The organism is Pistricoccus aurantiacus, assembly GCF_007954585.1.
GTDB classification, from domain to species: Bacteria; Pseudomonadota; Gammaproteobacteria; order Pseudomonadales; family Halomonadaceae; genus Pistricoccus; species Pistricoccus aurantiacus.
Window position 1 is genome coordinate 2666938 of record NZ_CP042382.1, and the last position, 18388, is coordinate 2685325.

Annotated in this window: 18 protein-coding genes; 11 read left to right on the forward strand and 7 right to left on the reverse strand. The window is 59.3% G+C overall.

All coding sequences use genetic code 11. The annotated features are described in order from the left end of the window. Positions 1-39: 39 nt before the first annotated feature. A complete protein-coding gene (locus FGL86_RS12585) occupies positions 40-1401 on the reverse strand; it encodes a ribonuclease J (protein ID WP_147186193.1) in 1362 nt (453 codons plus the stop codon). A gap of 300 nt (positions 1402-1701) precedes the next feature. Here FGL86_RS12585 and FGL86_RS12590 point away from each other — a divergent pair, with 300 nt between their 5' ends. Beyond that, on the forward strand, positions 1702-2373 hold the full coding sequence (locus tag FGL86_RS12590; protein WP_147184875.1) for an energy-coupling factor ABC transporter permease: 672 nt from the start codon (positions 1702-1704) through the stop codon (positions 2371-2373). Between the two features lie 24 nt (positions 2374-2397). Here the strand turns inward: FGL86_RS12590 and dinB are convergent, their stop codons facing one another. Next, positions 2398-3399 carry a DNA polymerase IV gene (dinB, locus tag FGL86_RS12595; protein ID WP_246131802.1) on the reverse strand — a complete coding sequence of 334 codons (1002 nt, stop codon included), beginning with the start codon at positions 3397-3399 and terminating at the stop codon, positions 2398-2400. Between the two features lie 139 nt (positions 3400-3538). After that, positions 3539-4207 carry a transcriptional repressor LexA gene (lexA, locus tag FGL86_RS12600; protein ID WP_147184876.1) on the reverse strand — a complete coding sequence of 223 codons (669 nt, stop codon included), beginning with the start codon at positions 4205-4207 and terminating at the stop codon, positions 3539-3541. A 209-nt stretch (positions 4208-4416) separates the two neighbouring features. Between lexA and FGL86_RS12605 the strand changes: the two genes are divergently transcribed. The 6 genes from FGL86_RS12605 (at position 4417) to FGL86_RS12630 (ending at position 9425) form a co-directional block, all read left to right on the forward strand. Beyond that, a complete protein-coding gene (locus FGL86_RS12605; protein WP_147184877.1) occupies positions 4417-5085 on the forward strand; it encodes a TetR/AcrR family transcriptional regulator in 669 nt (222 codons plus the stop codon). Positions 5086-5092: 7 nt separating this feature from the next. After that, positions 5093-5611 (forward strand): L,D-transpeptidase, encoded by a 519-nt coding sequence (locus tag FGL86_RS12610; protein ID WP_147184878.1) that lies wholly within the window; start codon positions 5093-5095, stop codon positions 5609-5611. Between the two features lie 77 nt (positions 5612-5688). Beyond that, the gene (gene nagZ / locus FGL86_RS12615) at positions 5689-6732 is read left to right on the forward strand and encodes a beta-N-acetylhexosaminidase (RefSeq protein WP_147184879.1); all 1044 of its coding nucleotides are present in this window, start codon (positions 5689-5691) and stop codon (positions 6730-6732) included. A gap of 1 nt (position 6733) precedes the next feature. Next, entirely contained in the window at positions 6734-8056 is a 1323-nt protein-coding gene (locus FGL86_RS12620; protein ID WP_186764403.1) for a mechanosensitive ion channel family protein, read from the forward strand. Between the two features lies 1 nt (position 8057). Beyond that, the gene (locus FGL86_RS12625; protein ID WP_147184881.1) at positions 8058-8627 is read left to right on the forward strand and encodes a hypoxanthine-guanine phosphoribosyltransferase; all 570 of its coding nucleotides are present in this window, start codon (positions 8058-8060) and stop codon (positions 8625-8627) included. Between the two features lie 69 nt (positions 8628-8696). Continuing rightward, on the forward strand, positions 8697-9425 hold the full coding sequence (locus FGL86_RS12630) for an S-methyl-5'-thioinosine phosphorylase (protein WP_147184882.1): 729 nt from the start codon (positions 8697-8699) through the stop codon (positions 9423-9425). 7 nt (positions 9426-9432) lie between these two features. Here FGL86_RS12630 and FGL86_RS12635 read toward each other — a convergent pair whose 3' ends face one another. The 3 genes from FGL86_RS12635 to FGL86_RS12645 all read right to left on the reverse strand — a co-directional run bounded on the left by FGL86_RS12635 (position 9433) and on the right by FGL86_RS12645 (position 12561). Then, the gene (locus tag FGL86_RS12635; RefSeq protein ID WP_147184883.1) at positions 9433-11127 is read right to left on the reverse strand and encodes an AMP-binding protein; all 1695 of its coding nucleotides are present in this window, start codon (positions 11125-11127) and stop codon (positions 9433-9435) included. A gap of 70 nt (positions 11128-11197) precedes the next feature. Beyond that, positions 11198-12051 (reverse strand): IS5 family transposase gene (locus FGL86_RS12640; RefSeq protein ID WP_147184884.1). Its coding sequence is split into 2 segments (ribosomal slippage): positions 11198-11694 and positions 11694-12051, totalling 855 coding nucleotides; the frame shifts between segments, so codons are not numbered across the junction. Between the two features lie 60 nt (positions 12052-12111). Beyond that, positions 12112-12561, reverse strand: coding sequence for a MerR family transcriptional regulator (locus FGL86_RS12645; protein WP_147184885.1), 450 nt, complete (start codon positions 12559-12561; stop codon positions 12112-12114). A 156-nt stretch (positions 12562-12717) separates the two neighbouring features. Between FGL86_RS12645 and FGL86_RS12650 the strand changes: the two genes are divergently transcribed. The 4 genes from FGL86_RS12650 (at position 12718) to FGL86_RS12665 (ending at position 17464) form a co-directional block, all read left to right on the forward strand. Beyond that, a complete protein-coding gene (locus FGL86_RS12650; protein WP_147184886.1) occupies positions 12718-13884 on the forward strand; it encodes an acyl-CoA dehydrogenase family protein in 1167 nt (388 codons plus the stop codon). A 48-nt stretch (positions 13885-13932) separates the two neighbouring features. Next, entirely contained in the window at positions 13933-15063 is a 1131-nt protein-coding gene (locus FGL86_RS12655) for an enoyl-CoA hydratase/isomerase family protein (protein ID WP_147184887.1), read from the forward strand. Positions 15064-15079: 16 nt separating this feature from the next. Continuing rightward, positions 15080-15988 carry a 3-hydroxyisobutyrate dehydrogenase gene (mmsB, locus tag FGL86_RS12660; protein ID WP_186764404.1) on the forward strand — a complete coding sequence of 303 codons (909 nt, stop codon included), beginning with the start codon at positions 15080-15082 and terminating at the stop codon, positions 15986-15988. 66 nt (positions 15989-16054) lie between these two features. Then, on the forward strand, positions 16055-17464 hold the full coding sequence (locus FGL86_RS12665; RefSeq protein WP_147184888.1) for an MATE family efflux transporter: 1410 nt from the start codon (positions 16055-16057) through the stop codon (positions 17462-17464). A 10-nt stretch (positions 17465-17474) separates the two neighbouring features. On the opposite strand, the gene ppsR is transcribed toward FGL86_RS12665, so the two are convergent. Continuing rightward, positions 17475-18302 (reverse strand): posphoenolpyruvate synthetase regulatory kinase/phosphorylase PpsR, encoded by an 828-nt coding sequence (gene ppsR / locus FGL86_RS12670; RefSeq protein WP_147184889.1) that lies wholly within the window; start codon positions 18300-18302, stop codon positions 17475-17477. Positions 18303-18388 lie beyond the last annotated feature (86 nt).

Below are 18388 nucleotides of genomic sequence, written 5' to 3' on the forward strand. Positions count from 1 at the left end.
ATCATGTTCGCCTTTTTCTATTCAACCTGGTCCATCGAGTCATGGCTTTTCTATTGTATCGCTATTGAGCGTATCGGGATTGAGAGAATCTGGATCAGTTTGAGCGTTGCCCAGCGGTACCGAGCCCGGCGTTGCAACCATGCCATCCCGCTTGATGATATAGGGCGATTGAGGATAATGGGCTTCGCGCTCAAGTGTTTCGCTTTCAAGACGAATCATGTCTCCGTTGAGGGGAATCAATGGCGCTTCGATACCCAGGCTAACGGCGAGATCGCAATGGGCCTGCTGGTGAAAAGCCTCGCCGTGTACCGGTAATAATCGGCGAGGCTTTACCCAGCGATATAGCGTTTCCAACTCTTCCTGAGCCGGGTGCCCTGAAGCGTGCAACTGTGGGTGTTCGTTTTCATCCGCGATAGTGACGCCGAGCCGCAGCAGGTTTCTCTGCAGCCGTTCGATATACCGCTCATTGCCGGGAATGGCCTTGGCGGAGAAAATGACATGATCGCCCGGCATCAACTCAAAATGCTGATGCCGCCCTTGGGCTAGACGTGATAGGGCAGCTTGGGGTTCGCCCTGGCTGCCGGTGGCAATCACCAGAACCTCTTCCGGGGGTAGATAGCCCAGGTCGCTGATCGGCACGAGCGGCGGAAGATCCTCCAGATAGCCTAGTCCTCTGGCGATACCCACCATGCGTTCCATGGAGCGCCCCATCAGACTTAGGCGCCGATTGCAGCGCGCCGCGGCCCGTCCGATGGCAAGCACTCTCGCCAGGTTGCTGGCAAAGCAGGATACCACCACGCGGCCCTGGCACTCGGACAGGTAACGTTCCATGGCCTTGGCGACTTCGCCCTCGCTGCGAGAATGACCGGGCTGAGGCGCGTTGGTGGAGTCACCTACTAGCAGATCCACTGGCGCTAGAGCACGAAACAGCGCCGAATCCACTGGATCGCCGATCAACGGCTGTGGATCGAGCTTCCAGTCGCCGGTATGCAGGAGGCGTTGGCCAGGAGTGGCGAGCAGCAGGGCGCAACTTTCCGGGATCGAGTGAGTCATGGGTAGATAGCGCAGTGCAAAAGGCCCACTTTCTCTCGCTTCGCCCGGCTCGACGATCTGAATTGCCTTGCTGGCAAGGCCATGCTCGACGAACTTCGAGCGCAATAACGCCGCCGCCAAAGGGGTAGCGAGAATCGGGCAGCCCCAGTGTGGCCAAAGCCACGGCACCGCGCCGATATGATCTTCATGGCCGTGAGTGATGATCAGCGCCTGGGGGCGGATACCGAGGGTGGTAAGTGTAGCGAGACTGGGTATTTGCAGCGGATTGTCTGGTAGGTCCTGGCGGATCGACATGCCGCAATCCACGGCGATCCAGTGACCCTCGTAGCCATATAGGCTGAGGTTCATGCCGATTTCACCGCAGCCTCCCAAGGGCAGGAAACGCAGGGCAGGGCGGACACGGGAGCGAATCGAAACACGGTGCGTTGGAGTGTCGGTCATGATGTCAGAAAGTCGATGAGCATGACGGCCATGATACGGGAATCCTGGCAAGGCTCACAGCGCAGGTGCTCAGGGTCACGATGATTGGATAAACTGATATTCACCAGTCGTCGCTTGACTATGGTTCAAAACGGCGGCTCAAAAACGACGACTTGAAACTATGATGCAAAGACCATGACTCGAAGAGTCGATGGATAAAGGGTTGCCATGACGTTCGTGGAAAACGTGCTGTCCGTTTGGATGCTGGGACTATGCGCCCTGATCAGCCTGCTGATGCTGGGGCTAGCCTTGTGGCAGCGTCCTTGGCAAGTATTGCTGGAAGATAGCGCGCTTCAGCATCGACTGATGGCGGCGACCATCGGTGTGATGCTGATATGGCAGTTGCGCGCTCAGGCGGTGGATTGGCTGTCCCTGCATCTGATGTTCACCGCCTTGATGACCTTGATGTTCAAGGCGCCGCTGGCGCTTTGTATCAATGTAGCGATCAATCTGGTCATGGTACTGATCGGCAGGACCGCCTGGGAGCTACTCGGGGTGAACGTACTGATCAGCGGCGTGGTGCCGGCGATGGTCATGGTGCTGGTCTGGCGTCTGGTGGATCGATATCTGCCGGACAATCTGGCGATTTTTTTCTTTGTCTGCGGTTTTTTTGGCAGTGCCTTCGCGACCCTCGCCTGCGGTCTGGTGACGGTAGCGATTGTCTGGCTGGGAGCAAGCGATCCTCAGGTCTGGTACGTGGTTCAGGACTATGCATTGTTCTTGCCGCTGTTGATGCCGTCGGAAGGCTTTATCACCGGTATGCTGTTGAGCCTGCTGCTGGTCTATCATCCTCATTGGGTAGCGACTTTCAGCAGCCACCGCTATATCGACACCAAGTAATCTTCAGAGATACTCAGGGCTATATCAGTCGCCGTCGAACAGGCCCAGCTGGCGCCTGGCTTCGGCGTTGACCAGGCGAACGCCGACCCCCAGTAGACGCACCGGACGTTGGCCTCGGGGCCAGGCGCGTTCCAGCAGGTCGGCGAAGGCGGCGACGGTGGGCTCCCGGCCCACGCTTTCCAGCGTCGTCATGCTGAAATCGTCAAAACGTATCTTGACGAACACCCTGTCCAGAGCTGGATAACCATGGCGCGCCAGACGTGCCTCGAGTTTTTCCGCCAGAGGCGGCAGCGCCTCGAGGCAGGCGTTCAGATCCGGCAGGTCACGATGAAAGGTGGTCTCGGAGCTGACGGATTTGCGTTCTCGCTCCACGCGGACTTCACGGTCATCGATACCGCGAGCCAGTTCGTAAAGCCGCCGTCCGAACTTGCCGAAGCGTTCGAGTAGTGCATCAATGGGCCAGCGTCTCAGATCGCTACAGGTCTCGATATCCATGGCCTTGAGCTTGGCCGCGGTGGCGGGGCCCACTCCGTGCAGACGTTTGACCGGCAGGGCGGTGACGAAGTCGTCCACCTCTTCCGGTGTAATCACGAAAAGACCGTCAGGCTTTTCCCAATCGCTGGCGATCTTGGCGAGAAACTTGGAAGGCGCCGCGCCGACAGATAGGGTGATGCCGGTGCGAGAAAGACATTCCTGCTTGAGCCAGCGGGCCATCCAGGTGGCGCTGCCGCGAAAGCGTGTCACGTCGCTGACGTCGAGAAAGGCTTCGTCCAGGGATAGAGGCTCCACCTTGAGAGTCAGTTCGTGGAAGATGGTCTGGATTTCCTGAGAAACTTGACGATAGCGGTCGAAGTCGCCGGGCAGCAGCGTCAGTTCCGGACAGAGGCGTAGTGCCCGGGCCGTCGGCATCGCCGAGTGAATGCCGTAAGCGCGAGCGGGGTAGTTGCAGGTGGCGATGACACCGCGATGGTCCGCGGTGCCGCCGATCGCCAAGGGAATCTTTTCCAGCGCCGGGTTGTCGCGCATTTCCACCGCCGCATAAAAGCAGTCGCAGTCCGCATGCAAGATTTTTCGAGCCGCGTTCGGTCGGGCCACGCTTGGTCGGGCCACCTGCGACTGGGTCGGTTCGGTTCGGGAAATATCCGCCATGGCAAGCCCGGCAATATCAGTGCAGCGCCTGGCCATTGCCGCCGCGAATCACGCCGACGCCGATGCCTTCAATCTCCAGATCCTGATGACGCAGGTCAACTTCGATAGTGGGGAAATCCGCATTCTCGGCGATCAGCCATACCTTATGGCCTTGGCGTTTGAAACGCTTGACCGTGACCTCGTCCTCGAGACGCGCCACCACGATCTGACCGTCGCGAATATGCTCCGTGCGATGAACCGCCAGAAGATCACCTTCGAGGATGCCGATATCCTGCATCGAAAGCCCGCGCACCCGCAGCAGGTAGTCCGCTCGCGGCGTGAAGTAGTCCGGAGGCAAGGGACAGTAGCGATCGATGTGTTCCGCCGCCAGAATCGGGCTGCCCGCCGCCACCTCGCCGATGATTGCCAGACCCTCCTGCGGCGTTGGAGCTGCCTCCGTGGTTGTGCCCTGAGGTTCCGTGGTGGCCTCCTGCGCAGTCAGGCGAATGCCTCGAGAGGTGCCGGGGATCATGCGAATCGCGCCCTTGCGATTGAGTGCCCTCAGGTGTTCCTCCGCAGCGTTGGGAGAGCGGAAACCCAGCGCCCGAGCGATTTCCGCCCGAGTCGGCGGATAGCCCAGGTCGTTCATGGTCTTGACGATAAAGTCATAGACATTCTGTTGGCGAGGCGTCAGTGGGCGTGTCATCGAATATCCCCTGTCAATTGGCTACCGTTTATTGTTCAAGTATACAGTATGGGATTGCATCCAGTAATAGGCGATCTCAAATCAAGTGTTGTCCTTGCACGAAAACCATTCAGCGTTTGAAAATAGTTGGCTTGCTCTTTTCATTCATGCAACATGAGCAGTGCGTGACGTTTAAAACAATCGTTTACAAACCGGTAAGGAACAGGTCCATGGCCCAGATCGATACCGTTACCCGGATCCTCGACACCGCTGAAGTCCTGTTTGCAGAGCGGGGATTCGCCGAAACCTCGCTGCGTACCATTACCGGTAAGGCCAAGGTCAACCTGGCGGCGGTCAACTATCACTTCGGTTCCAAGAAGTCGCTGATTCAAGCGGTATTCGCCCGCTATCTGGATCCTTTTTCCGAGCGGTTCCACCTTGCTCTGGACAATCTGGAAAAAGAATACGGCGAGCAAGTCATTCCGCTGGAAGCGCTGCTCGAGACCATGGCGCAAACGGCGCTCGAAGTGCCGGGAGAACGCAACAGCCTCAAGATATTCATGAAGCTTCTGGGGCTTGCCTACAGTCAGGCCCAGGGGCATCTGCGGCGCTACATCCAAGAGCATTACGGCGATGTCTTCACCCGTCTCGTCGCATTGATCCGCCGCGCCACGCCAGAACTGCCGGATGCGGAGCGATTCTGGCGGCTGCATTTTGTGCTGGGCACGGTGATCTTCACCTTGTCCGGTCTCGATGCCCTGCGGGATATCGCCGAAAAGGATTACGCGGAGCGGATCAGCGTAAGGGATCTGATCCGTCGCATGCGTCCAGTGATCGTTGCGGCCATGCAGGCGCCCTTGCCGGGCGCCGGGTCCGATCGCCTTACTGCGGCAAGCTGAGGTCGACATGTTCACGCCCCGACTCGAAGAATTGCCGCCGAATCATGCCCTCTGGCTGGAGATCGACCTGAGCGCTCAGTGTCTCCAGCTCTGGCGCGATGATGAAATAATGAAGACATTTCCCATATCCAGCGGCCAGGCCGGTATCGGTCAGCAATCCGGCAGCGGCCGAACGCCGCTCGGCTGGCATTACGTGCGCGCCAGGATCGGTGCGAATCAACCGGTGGGAGCGGTCTATCGGGGCCGGCGGCCCACCGGAGAAATCTATTCATCGGATCTGGCCGCACAATACCCGAAACGCGACTGGGTACTGACCCGCATCCTCTGGCTGTGCGGTCTCGAACCGGGTTTCAATCGCGGTGGCGACGTGGATAGCCAGCGCCGCTATATTTATCTGCACGGCACGCCGCCGCAAGAGCCGATGGGTATTCCCGCTTCCCATGGCTGCATACGCCTGCGGGACGAGGCGCTGCTGGAAATATTCGATCGGGCCGAGCCGGGTACGCCGGTCTGGCTACATGACTGAAGCACCGGTGCTTCGGCTGTCAAGCGCCGACGCTTTGCTCTAAAATTTCTACTCTCGATAGCCAAGGAAGATAACCAATGACACAACCACTTGGCCCGCTGATGCTGGATCTGGAAGGTCCTGAACTTCAGAAGCAGGAAGTCGAGTTGCTTGAGCGTCCTGAAGTGGGTGGCGTCATTCTGTTCGCCCGCAATATCAAGGATGCCAATCAGGTACGCGAACTGAGTGTGGAACTGCGCAAGATACGCCCGGATATACTCCTGGCCATCGATCAGGAAGGCGGTCGGGTTCAACGTCTCAAGATCGGCGTCACGCGACTGCCTTCCATGGCGCGCCTGGCGGCGGGGTACGAGGAAGATTCCAAGCGGGTGACTCAGTGCTGTCAGGATGCCGGCTGGCTGCTGGGCATGGAAATGGCCGCCTGCGGTCTGGATTTTTCCTTTGCTCCGGTGCTGGATGTGAACAGCGGTAGCTCGACGGTGATCGGCGATCGCAGTTTTTCCAGCGACCCGCAAATCGTGGCAACGCTTGGCGGCGCCTTTATCGCCGGTCTGAAGGAAGCCGGCATGGCAAGCGTCGGCAAGCATTTCCCGGGTCACGGCGGAGTGGCGGCGGATTCCCATGTTGAGCTACCGGTGGACCCCCGGCCTTTCGCCGAGCTGCGGGCACAGGACATGGTGCCTTTCGAGCAGTTGGCTTCGCGACTGGACGGCATCATGCCGGCCCACGTGGTGTATCCGGATTTCGACAAAAAACCCGCGGGCTTTTCCCGCTCTTGGCTGGGGCTGCTTCGGGAAGAGCTTGGCTTCAAGGGAACGATATTTTCCGACGATCTCTCCATGGCCGGCGCCGGCGTGGCGGGAGATCCGGCGAGTCGCGTCCGCAAGGCGCTGGAAGCGGGCTGTGACATGGTGCTGGTATGCAACGACCGCGCCGCCGCGTTTGATGCTCTGAACGTCTGTCGATCGGTATCCGGCAAGCGGCAGGCCAAACTGCGCTATGGCCGCGCCAGACCTGATCTCGATGCGCTTGCTGCCCTGAGTCGCTGGCGCCGCGTGCATGCCAAACTCGAAGCCTTGGCGGAAGCAGAAATTCCGCGTCGGCTGGATGACGAGCACTGATATGCTGGAGACGTTGAACGAGCTCTTGGCGCCTTGGCAGCAAACTTTCGAATCCTGGTTGGGGGTATCCGGCTGGTGGTTGTTGCCATTATTGGTTATCGGTCTGGCGATAATCGCGGATCTTGTGACGCGCCTGCTGCTTTGGCGTCTGGTACCGCTGCTCAAGAAAAGCAAGAGCCGCTGGGACGATACCATCGCTTTGTCGATACGTACCCCGCTATGGGTATGGATATGGGGTTTCGCCCTGCTTTACGTGGCCACCATCATCAGCTGGCATTATGACCTTGGATGGCTTCAGCAACACCTGACAGAGCTAAGAAACCTGTTCCACCTGTTGATCCTGGCCTGGGTGGGCTTGCGGCTGACCTCGCGGATCAAATATCGCCTGATCGTGCCGCCAGCGGGGCACAAGGCCAAGCCCATGGATGCCAATCAGGCCTCGGTAATCAGCAAGATCGTCGGCGCCACGCTGCTGATCGTGATCGGTTTCCTGGTGCTTAAACAGCTGGGGGTCAGCCCTTCCAATCTGCTTGCTGTCGGAGGCCTGGGAGGCATCCTGATCGGCTTCGCTGCCCGGGACGTGATCGCCAATTTCTTTGGCGGCCTGGCGGTGCATCTGGACAAGCCCTTTCTAGTGGGAGACTGGGTCTGTTCGCCGGACCGGGATATCGAGGGCATGGTGGAAAACATCGGCTGGCGCCTGACGCGCATCCGCTGCTTCGATTCTCGCCCCATCTATGTGCCCAACGCCCTGTTCAGCAATATCATCGTCAAGAATCCCTCTCGCATGAAGAACTGGCGTATCTACCAGACCATTGGCCTGCGCTACGAGGATATCGGACAGGTGCGCGATATCACCAAGGCCATTCGCGAGATGCTGGAGGACCATGACTCCATCGATACCAACCAGTTCATGTTGGTCAATTTCAAACACTATGACGACTACTCGCTGAATCTGTTCTGCTATGCCTTCAGCAGTACCACCGACTGGGTGGAGCACCAGGACATTCAGCAGGACGTCATGCTGCGAATCGCGGATATCGTGCACGAAAATGGTGCGGAACTCGCACTCCCCACCCGGGAAGTGCATCTCAAGGATGCCATGGTCTGGCGTCAAGAAGACCATTCGGAAGAGCGCGAAACCGACGACGAACACGATCGAGACAGGGATCGCCAGAACGAGAGTCGTCAGAAAGAATCGGACGATGACCAGGCCGCAGGCAAGCGGGTCGACAAGCAGCGCCACAATCGCCCTCGGGGGAGCCGCCCCGGTGAAACCAGTGAAACACCCTCATCAAGAAGCGAACAGGAAAGCGAAAGCTGATATGGACCCTCAATTTCATGAATCCCTGGCCTCCATGCGCGACATGATGGCGGAGGCGGACTGCCTGATTTCCCAGAAGGAAGTCGAACATGCACTGGACCGCATGGCGGAGCAGATCACCGAGGACTTCGGTGACAAGCTGCCGGTGATCTACTGTGTGATGAACGGCGGCCTGATCACCACCGGCCATCTGTTGACTCGGCTCGGCTTTCCCCTGGAAGTGGACTATCTGCACGCCACACGCTATCGCGGCAAGACCCGCGGTGGCGAGCTTTTCTGGCGGGTATCGCCGGAGATTCCCATGGCCGGTCGCCACGTCATCATCGTCGACGACATTCTCGACGAAGGTTCCACTCTGGCGGCGATTCTTCAGTACTGTCAGGAAGCCGGCGCCGCCAGTATCTCCACCGCGGTACTGGTGGACAAGCGGCACGATCGCAAGGCGGTGCCCGGGCTCAAGGCGGACTATTGCAGCCTCGAAGTCGTCGACCGCTATGTGTTCGGCTTCGGCATGGATTACCAAGGGTATTGGCGTAATGCTCCCGGTATCTTCGCGCCGAAAGGGCTTTGAAAAAGGACTTTGTAAGGGCTTTGAAAAAGAACTTTGAACAAGCGCTGTATAGAACGATAGGAAAAAACGATGCTAGCGGTGATTGGCGGTACCGGTCTAACGGAAATGCAGGGCCTTGAGGTAGTTGAGCGTCACGGTACTGAAACTCCCTTGGGCGATGCCTCCAGCGATGTGCTGGAAGGGCTGCTGAATGGAAAAAAGTGTCTGTTCCTGGCCCGCCACGGACATCCGCACAAACTGCCGCCGCATCGGGTCAATTACCGCGCCAACCTCTGGCGGCTCAAGGAGGCGGGGGCAACGCAAATCCTGGGTGTCAACGCCGTGGGCGGTATCGATCCGAAGCTTTCGTCGGGCACTCTGATGGTGCCGGATCAGTTGATCGACTATACCAGCGGCCGTGAGGCGACTTATTTCGATGGCCGGTTCAAGCCATTGAAATATATAGATTTCAGCTGGCCCTACGATGCCAGGCTGCGTGAGGCGTTGCTGGCGGCGGGGCGGGCCGCCGGCGAAACTCTGGTGAACGGCGGTGTTTACGGTTGCACCCAGGGTCCGCGGCTGGAAACCGCCGCGGAGATCGCCCGCATGGCTCGCGACGGCTGCCGTCTGGTAGGCATGACCGGCATGCCGGAGGCGGCGCTGGCGCGTGAGCTTGGCATTCCCTACGCTTGCTTGGCGCTGGTGGTCAATCCCGCCGCCGGGGTGGTGGAGCGAGAAATCACCATGGCGGAAATAGAAGCCGCTCTCGAAGATGGAATCGATCGAGTCAAGCGAGTGATTCGCTGCCTGAATGCCTGACGGGAAGTCAAAGGCCCAGTTCGTGGGTCGCCTCCTCGCGCATCTTGTATTTCTGAATCTTGCCGGTCACCGTCATCGGGAAGCTATCGACGAATTTCACGTAGCGGGGAATCTTGTAGTAGGCGATCTGATCCTTGCAGAAAGCCTTCACGCCTTCTTCGTCGAGGGAGGTGTCCGGCGCCAGCTTGATCCAGGCCATAATTTCCTCGCCGTATTTTTCATCCGGCACGCCGATCACCTGCACGTCGGAAATCGCCGGATGAGTATACAGGAAATCCTCGATTTCCCGTGGATAGATGTTTTCACCGCCGCGAATGATCATGTCCTTGATGCGCCCGACGATGGCAACGAAGCCTTCCTCGTCCATTACCGCCAGATCGCCGGTATGCATCCAGCGTGCGCTATCGATGGCCTTGGCGGTGGCTTCCGGATTGTCCCAGTAGCCCAGCATCACGCTGTAGCCGCGAGTGCATAGTTCACCGCTTTCTCCCCGGGGCACCACGGCACCGCTCAGCGGATCCACTAGCTTGACCTCGAGATGAGGATGAATGGTACCCACGGTAGTGACGCGTTTTTCCAGGGCAGCATCGGTCTGGGTCTGGAAACTCACCGGGCTGGTTTCCGTCATGCCGTAGCAGATGGTGACGTCCTGCATGTGCATCTTGTCGATGACCTGGCGCATCACTTCGATAGGGCAGATCGAACCCGCCATGATGCCGGTGCGCAGACTCGACAGATCGAATTCCGCGAAGCGAGGATGCTCGAGCTCCGCGATGAACATGGTAGGCACACCGTACACGGCGGTGGCGCGTTCATTGGCTACCGCTTCCAAAGTTGCTTCCGCGTCGAATCCGTCGCCGGGATAGATCATCGCCGCGCCATGAGTCATGCAGCCAAGATTGCCCATGACCATGCCGAAACAGTGATAGAGCGGCACCGGAATCACCATGCGATCCTGCTCGGAGAGATCCAGGGTGCGGGCGACGAAGAAGCCGTTGTTGAGGATGTTGTGGTGAGAAAGCGTCGCGCCCTTGGGCGCGCCGGTGGTGCCGGAGGTGTACTGGATGTTGATCGGCTCGTCGAGTTGCAGGGTCGCCTGAAGCGTTGCCAACTGCTCTTCTTCGATTTCATCCGCGCGTTCGAGCAGCGCCGGCCAGCTTGTCATCCCTGGAAGTCGTCGCGAGGAGTCCAGGCAGATCACCCGCTTGAGCGCGGGCAGGCGTTCGCTGTTTACCTCGCCTTGGTCTGTGGTCAAGGAGGGCACCAGTTCCGCCAGCATGTCGACATAGTCCGAACTCTTGAAAGCGCCCTGCAGGATCAAGGTCGAGATGCCGGATTGGCCTAGAACGTAGTCGAGCTCGTGGCTGCGGTAGCTCGGATTGATATTGACCAGGATGGCGCCGAGCTTGGCGGTGGCGAACTGGGTGATCGCCCATTCCGCGCAGTTGGGCGACCAGATACCCACTCGATCGCCCTTGTCGACGCCGATGGCCATCAACGCCCGCGCCGCACGATTGACTTCTCTCCCCAGGGCCTCCCAGCTCAAGCGTACTTCTTGATGCAGGCTGATCAGCGCGTCTCGCTGCGGAAAGCGGCTCACCGTCTCATCGAAACAATCGCCGATGGTCTGGCCCTTGAGCGGTGTATCGCTGATACCGCTGACGTAGCTGTTTGATACTTTGAAATTGGAGCCAAGAGTCATGAGGGCCTCCTGATCTAAAGGATGATGGCACTGTGTCTGTTATAGCAGAGGTTGTTGTCTTGAAAACTTTCTAGGGTCTGTATGAAAAGTCGGCTCGTAGACACAGGCGTATGCAAGCCACGCATACCATCGCATAAAAGCTCCGGGCCAACTTCTCATATCGTGTCGCGATACGGCGGAATTCTTTGAGCCAACTGAACGCGCGTTCCACGATGTTCCGCTGACGATACTTGGGCTTATCAAAGCCTCGTGGGAGACCCGGACGAGGGTTTCGCTTCATCTTTCGTTGAGCGATGACGGGCTTGATCCGAAAGCGATCACAGTAACGGCGCAATTCCTCGCTATCGTAGCCCTTGTCAGCCACGATATAGCGGCAACGCTTGCGTGGCCGACCGGTGCTCCCCGGCAAGTGAACCCTTTCCATGGTGGGCATGAAGTATCGTGTATCCGCTTCTTGACCCGCCGAAAGCGTGAAAGCGATGGGCCAGCCAAGGCGATCACAGACCAAATGTATTTTGGTTGTGATGCCGCCACGGCTCCGACCTAACGCATGATCTAAGGGTTCGTCGGATCCCCCTTTTTTCCTCCACCAGCGGAGGCGCGTGTCGCACGAACGGCAGTCGAGTCGATCATCCAAGTATCCAGATCCATCAGGCCATCTTCACGAAGCTTAAGCTGAAGACGCGACAAAACTGCCTCGAAGGTACCGTCATCACGCCACTGGCGGAATCTGGCGTATACGGTACTCCAAGGACCATAACGCTCAGGAAGGTCGCGCCACTTGGCTCCAGAGCAAAGCACCCAAAAGACGCCATTCAGCATCTGTCTATCGTCTTTCCTGGGCCTGCCCATCGCTTGAGTAGGCGACACGATGTCTTCGATCAACTGCCATTGGCTATCAGAGATTTCGTAGCGTCCTGCCATACCGCACCTATGCTGGCTATGCATGGGCCACATTAGCAAAAATGACTTTTCGTACAAAACCTAGGAGGTTGCTTTCAGGTTTTCCAGCACCTCGCGACAGCGTTCTTCCACGTCGTCGAGTTCACTTTGCATCAGGCGAATATCCTCCAGACGCCGCCGCAGCTCCTGACGTTTCTCCGCAAGGATTTCCAGCATGCGATTGAGCTGGCGCAGGTTGCCATCCGGCATGGCGTCGTAAAGCTCGACTACTTCACGAATTTCCGCCAGGGTAAAACCAAGACGTTTGCCGCGCAGCGTAAGCTTTAGTCGTACTCTATCCTTGTCCGTGTAAACGCGTGTCTGTCCCCGGCGTTGCGGCGCCAGCAGACCTTCCTGTTCATAGAAGCGAATGGTGCGTGGCGTCACCTCGAACAACCGTGCCAGCTCGCTGATGGAATAGGTGCGCTGCTGCCATCCTTGAGGGGAATTGCTCAGTTCAGGGGGAGGATTGGCCGTGAATCGATTCGGCATGATGGATTCCTTGTCCAAAGAGCAATACTGGATAGTTGTCAAGACTAATGAAGGTTTACGTTTACGTAAAGGGTGGGTATCGGCTAGATTCAGCATAGCAGGCGCAAGAAACAAACCGTGATAGCGTCGAATCCAGCGTATTAAAGGATATTTGCCATGGACTTCTCTCTCAACGATGACCAGAAAGCGCTGCAGCAGGCGGCGGCGGATTTCGCTCGGGTGGAGCTTGCGGACCACGCCGCGGACTGGGACGCTCGCTCCTATTTCCCCGTGGATGTCATCAAGCGCGCCGGCGAGGCGGGTTTTCTGAGTATCTATATCGACGAGGAGCACGGCGGGCTTGGGCTTTCCCGGCTCGATGCCTCCTTGATTTTCGAACAGCTTTCCCAAGGCTGTATTTCCACCACTGCCTATCTGACCATCCACAACATGGCTAGCTGGATGATCGCCCGCTGGGGCAGCGATAGCCTGCGAGAGGAATGGCTGCCGCGGCTGATCACCGGCGAGCTGTTGGCATCCTATTGCCTGACGGAGCCCGGTTCCGGCTCGGATGCGGCGAATTTGCGTACCAAGGCGGTGCGCGAGGGCGATGATTACGTCATTACTGGCAGCAAGATGTTTATCTCCGGCGCCGGCGAGACTGATGTGCTGGTGGTGATGGCCCGTACCGGAGAGGCGGATTCCGGCGCCGGCGGCATTTCCACCTTCCTGGTACCGGCCAATAGCGACGGTATCGAATACGGCAAGAACGAAGACAAGATGGGCTGGAAGAGTCAGCCGACTCGACTGGTCAGCTTCGACGGGGTAAGGGTGAACCAGGGTAACCGTCTGGGCGAAGAGGGCGAGGGCTTTCGCCTTGCCATGAAGGGTCTCGACGGCGGGCGGCTCAATATCGCCAGCTGTTCCTTGGGCGCGGCCCAGCAGGCCCTGGCCCTATCTCGGGATTATCTTCAGGAACGCAAGCAGTTCGGACGTGAACTGGCAAGTTTCCAGGCGCTGCAGTTCAAGCTGGCGGACATGGCAAGCGAACTTACCGCGGCACGATTGATGGTGCGACACGCTGCCTGGCGGCTCGACCAGCAGGATCCGCAGGCTACCGCCCACTGCGCCATGGCCAAGCGCGTCGCCACGGACATGGGCTTTCAGGTGTGCAACGAGGCGCTGCAGCTGCACGGTGGCTACGGTTATATCAAGGAATATCCCCTGGAGCGCCTGGTGCGGGATACTCGAGTCCACCAGATTCTCGAGGGTACCAATGAGATCATGCGTCTGATCATTGCTCGACGCCTTTTCGAGCCGGGCATGATCGAGGCGCTTCAGTAAAAAGTTTCTACTGCCGAATGGATGTGTATCTTTCACGGAGACTCTTTGATGTCCGAGCAAGCGATTCTCTTTTCCGAACTGCCCACCCGGGACGGTGGGCGTATCGGCCTGGCGACATTGAATACGCCGAAATCCTTGAATGCGCTTTCCCTGGCGATGATCGAGCCGCTGCATCGCAAGCTCGACGACTGGCTGGAAGACGAGGGTGTCGTCGCGGTCTGGCTCGAGGGCGCCGGGGACAAGGCGCTCTGCGCCGGGGGCGATATCGTCGCGCTGTACAAGGCCATGAGCGACGATCCGGATACCACGGAACAGTTCGCCAGCCGCTACTTCACCGCGGAATACGCGCTGGATTACCGTATCCATACCTATCCCAAGCCGCTCATGGTGTGGGGCAATGGCATCGTCATGGGCGGCGGTCTCGGCCTGATGGCCGGCGCACCCTATCGTCTGGCCACGCCGCGCTGTCGTATCGCCATGCCGGAAATCACCATCGGGCTTTATCCGGATATCGGCGCCAGCTGGTTTCTGAATCGTATGCCCCCGGGCATCGGCGCCTATCTGGGACTGACCGGCGCTCAGCTCAACGCCCGAGACGCACTTGACCTGGGCCTGGCAGACCGACTGATTCCCGAGGATCAGCGGGATGAACTGCTGGCGGCGCTGCAGGAGGCGGACTATCTGGAGCGTCGTCACACGGATCTGCATCTGACGGTAGGCGAAGTCCTGGATCGCTTCGAGGCCCGGGATCGGGCGCCGCAAGGCCAGGTGGTGCCACGCCTCGATCATCTGCAGCGCCTGGCCTGTCGCGGTAGCGTCACTGAAGCCGTCGCTCGGATTCTCGCGGACGAGGAAAGCGACGACTGGCTGGCCGCCAATCGACAGCGTCTTCAAGCAGGTTGTCCGCTGACCGCACATCTGGTCTGGCGAATGCTCGAGCGTCATCGCCATTCGAGCCTGGCGGACGCCTTCCGCGACGAACTGGTGCTTTCCGTGCGCTGCTGCACTCAGGGAGATTTTCAGGAAGGCGTGCGAGCGCTGTTGATCGACAAGGACAAGAATCCCCGCTGGTCCCACGACAGTGTCAAGGACGTCACGTCCGATGCGGTGGACGCCATGCTGGCGCCGCTGTGGTCGCCCGAGAAGCATCCTCTGCGCCACCTTGGCAACCAACCATAATGCGAGGAGATCGATCATGAAAATTGCCTTTATCGGCCTGGGCAACATGGGGTCGCCCATGGCGACCAATCTGGTCAAGGCGGGACACGCGGTGCGGGTCTTCGATCTGGTGGAAGACGCCATCCAAGCTCTGGAAAGCGCCGGTGCGACGCGAGCCGACAGTGCCGCGGAGGCAGCGGCGGGGGTCGATGCGATCGTTTCCATGCTGCCCGCGGGCAAGCATGTACGCACGCTCTACCTGGGAGACGAGAACCAGCCGGGGCTGCTCGACGCGCTGGAAGGTTCGCCGCTGATCATCGATGCCTCCACCATCGAGCCGAATGTCGCCAAGGAAGTGGCAGCGGAGGCCCTGGCGCGGGGGGTCGTCTACCTGGACGCACCGGTTTCCGGTGGGGTGGGAGGCGCTCAGGCGGGAACCCTGACCTTTATCGTCGGCGGCACCAGAGACGGCTTCGAGCGTGCCAGACCGATTCTCGACGACATGGGCAAGAATATCTTTCACGCCGGAGACAACGGCTTGGGTCAGGTGGCCAAGCTGTGCAACAACATGCTGCTGGCGATTCTGATGAGCGGCACCGCGGAAGCGTTGGCGCTGGGAGTGAAAAACGGCCTGGACCCGGCGGTGCTATCGGAGATCATGCAGCAGAGCAGCGGCGGCAACTGGGCGCTCAACGTCTATAATCCCTGGCCCGGGGTGATGGAGAAAGCGCCGGCGTCGAACGACTATCAGGGCGGCTTTCTCACGGATCTGATGATCAAGGACCTGGGACTCGCCTGGGAACTGGCGCTTGATACCAAGGCCACGGTACCCATGGGCTCCCAGGCGCGCAATCTTTATACTCTGCACGCAAGCCAGGGCAATGGTCGGCTGGATTTTTCCAGCATTCAATGGCTGTATCGCGGCGAGGAAGCGCCCCGATCCTGATATAACATCATTGGGGCTTCGGTCGGGATCAGGCAGAATAGGCACCCTGTACCGACCGGATTCCTTATGAGCAGAAGCAACGCTGTCGACTATTCCTCTTCCCGCGCCTTGCTCGATGCGCCGCTGACGCCGCTGCTGATTCGCAAGACCCTGCCGGTAATCGGCGGCATGCTGGCGATGATGACCTTCAATCTGGCGGATGCCTATTTCGTCTCACGCCTGGGTACCCAGCCCCTGGCGGCAGTGGCCTTCACCTTTCCCGTTGTGTTCGCGGTCATCAGCACCTCCGTGGGCATGGCCATCGGCACCTCCGCGGTCATCGCCAGGCTATTGGGGAGCGGCGACAGCAGTCTGATCGCCCGGCGCGCCACAGACGCGGTGCTGCTTTCCTTGATAGTGGGCCTGCTGATTACGCTGGCCGGCTTGCCCAGCGTCGAAGCGCTGTTCACGCTGCTGGGCGCGGATCAAGCGCTGATGCCCTACATCCACCAGTATATGGGGGTCTGGTATTGGGGAGCGGCCCTGATCATGGCGCCGCGGGTGCTCAACAGCATCCTGCGCGCCCATGGCAATACGGTGATGGCGGGGGTCGGTATGGCCGGGGCCGCGCTGCTCAACATCATTCTCGATCCCCTGCTGATTTTCGGCCTCGGGCCGATACCCGCCATGGGCGTCAGCGGCGCGGCGCTGGCCACGGTGATCAGCTGGGGCGCGGTGACCCTAGGGCTGTGTTTTCATCCGCAGCTGCGCCGCCTGATCGCGCTCAAGGGGCTCGCGCTTTCCGTGTTGCTCGACTCCTGGCAAAAGCTTGGCAAGATCGCCTTGCCCGCGGCGATCACCAGCCTGTTCACGCCCATCGCCATGGCCTTGTTGACGCGCATCGTCGCCAGCCATGGCCATGATGCCGTGGCAGCCTTCGGTGTGGGCACCCGCATCGACGCCATCGCACAGATCGTGGTGCTGGCACTGTCGATGACCCTGTCGCCGGTGGTCAGCCAGAATGTCGGCGCCGGTGCCAATGAACGGGTGCGCCGCGCGGTATTCGGCTGTTTCGCTTTCGTACTTGTCTGGCAACTGCTGATCTGGGGGCTCCTGCAGGTGCTTGCGCCCTGGATTACCGCCAGCTATGCGGAAACCGCGACGGTAGAGTCGGTGCTGCGAATCTTCATCTGGCTGGTGCCTCTGGGCCTGGGCGCCCAAGGCGTGATCATTTTGTCCGTGTCCTCCCTCAATGCCATGCATCGCCCGCGCAAGGCGATGCTGCTGTCGCTGATTCGGCTATTCGTCTTGTACGTGCCACTGTCCTGGCTGGGAGGGAAGCTGGTTGGCATCGAAGGCATCTTCGGCGGCATGCTGGCGGCCAATCTGATCATGGGACTCGTGGCCTGGGGCTATATTCGTCCGGTGCTGCGTGCCGGCCCACGCAATGATTCACCCCGGGTGACACAGGCTCTCAAGAAAACGACAAGCTCTTGATCCGGCCACTTTATGGCAAGCGGCGGGTCAGGCCGGTTTCCGCAATCATGCGGGTGGAAATCTCCTCGATGGAGAAGCGGGTCGTATCGATGAAGGGAATGTTCAGCTGCCGGTAGAGGCCTTCCGTCTGCTGCACTTCCTGCATGCATTGATCAAGGGAGCTGTAGCGACTATTGGGCCGGCGCTGAGTGCGGATCGCCGCCAGGCGCCGGGGATCGATGGTTAGGCCGAACAGCTTGCGTCGATAGGGCGCCAGAGCCTTGGGCAGCCTGAGCGAGCCGTCCTCGTCCAGATCGTCTTCGGTGAAGGGGTAGTTGGCGGCGCGAATGCCGAACTGCAGCGCCAGATAGAGCGACGTCGGCGTCTTGCCGCAGCGGGATACGCCTACCAGGATCAGATCCGCCTTGTCGTATTGATGCGTGCGTGCGCCGTCGTCGTTATCCAGGGCAAAATGCACCGAGTCGATGCGGTTCATGTAGACGTCGTCACGACCAATGGCGTGGGTACGACCGACGCTGTAGGTGGAATGAGTCCCTAGTTCTTCTTCCAGGGGCTTGAGAAACGTCGAAAAGATATCGATATTGAAGCCCGGCGCGGCAGTGATGATCTGTCGTATGTCTTCATCCACGACGGTATCGATGATGATCGGCTTTTCGCCGTCCCGGGAAGCCGCGGCGCTGATGATTTCCACCAGTGCCTCGGCCTTTTCCACGGTATCGATATAGGGTTTGATCACCATGCGAATGTCGACGTTCTCGAACTGGGCCAGCAGACTGCGGCCTAATGTCTCCGCGGTGATACCGGTGCCATCGGAAATAAAGAAAGCCGTACGTGTCATGAGGTATCTCTGAATGATGGAAAGTAGCCGAATTGTCCCGGGTTCTGGCGTGGTTGACTACAGGATCCGTGGATAATCGCGCGCTG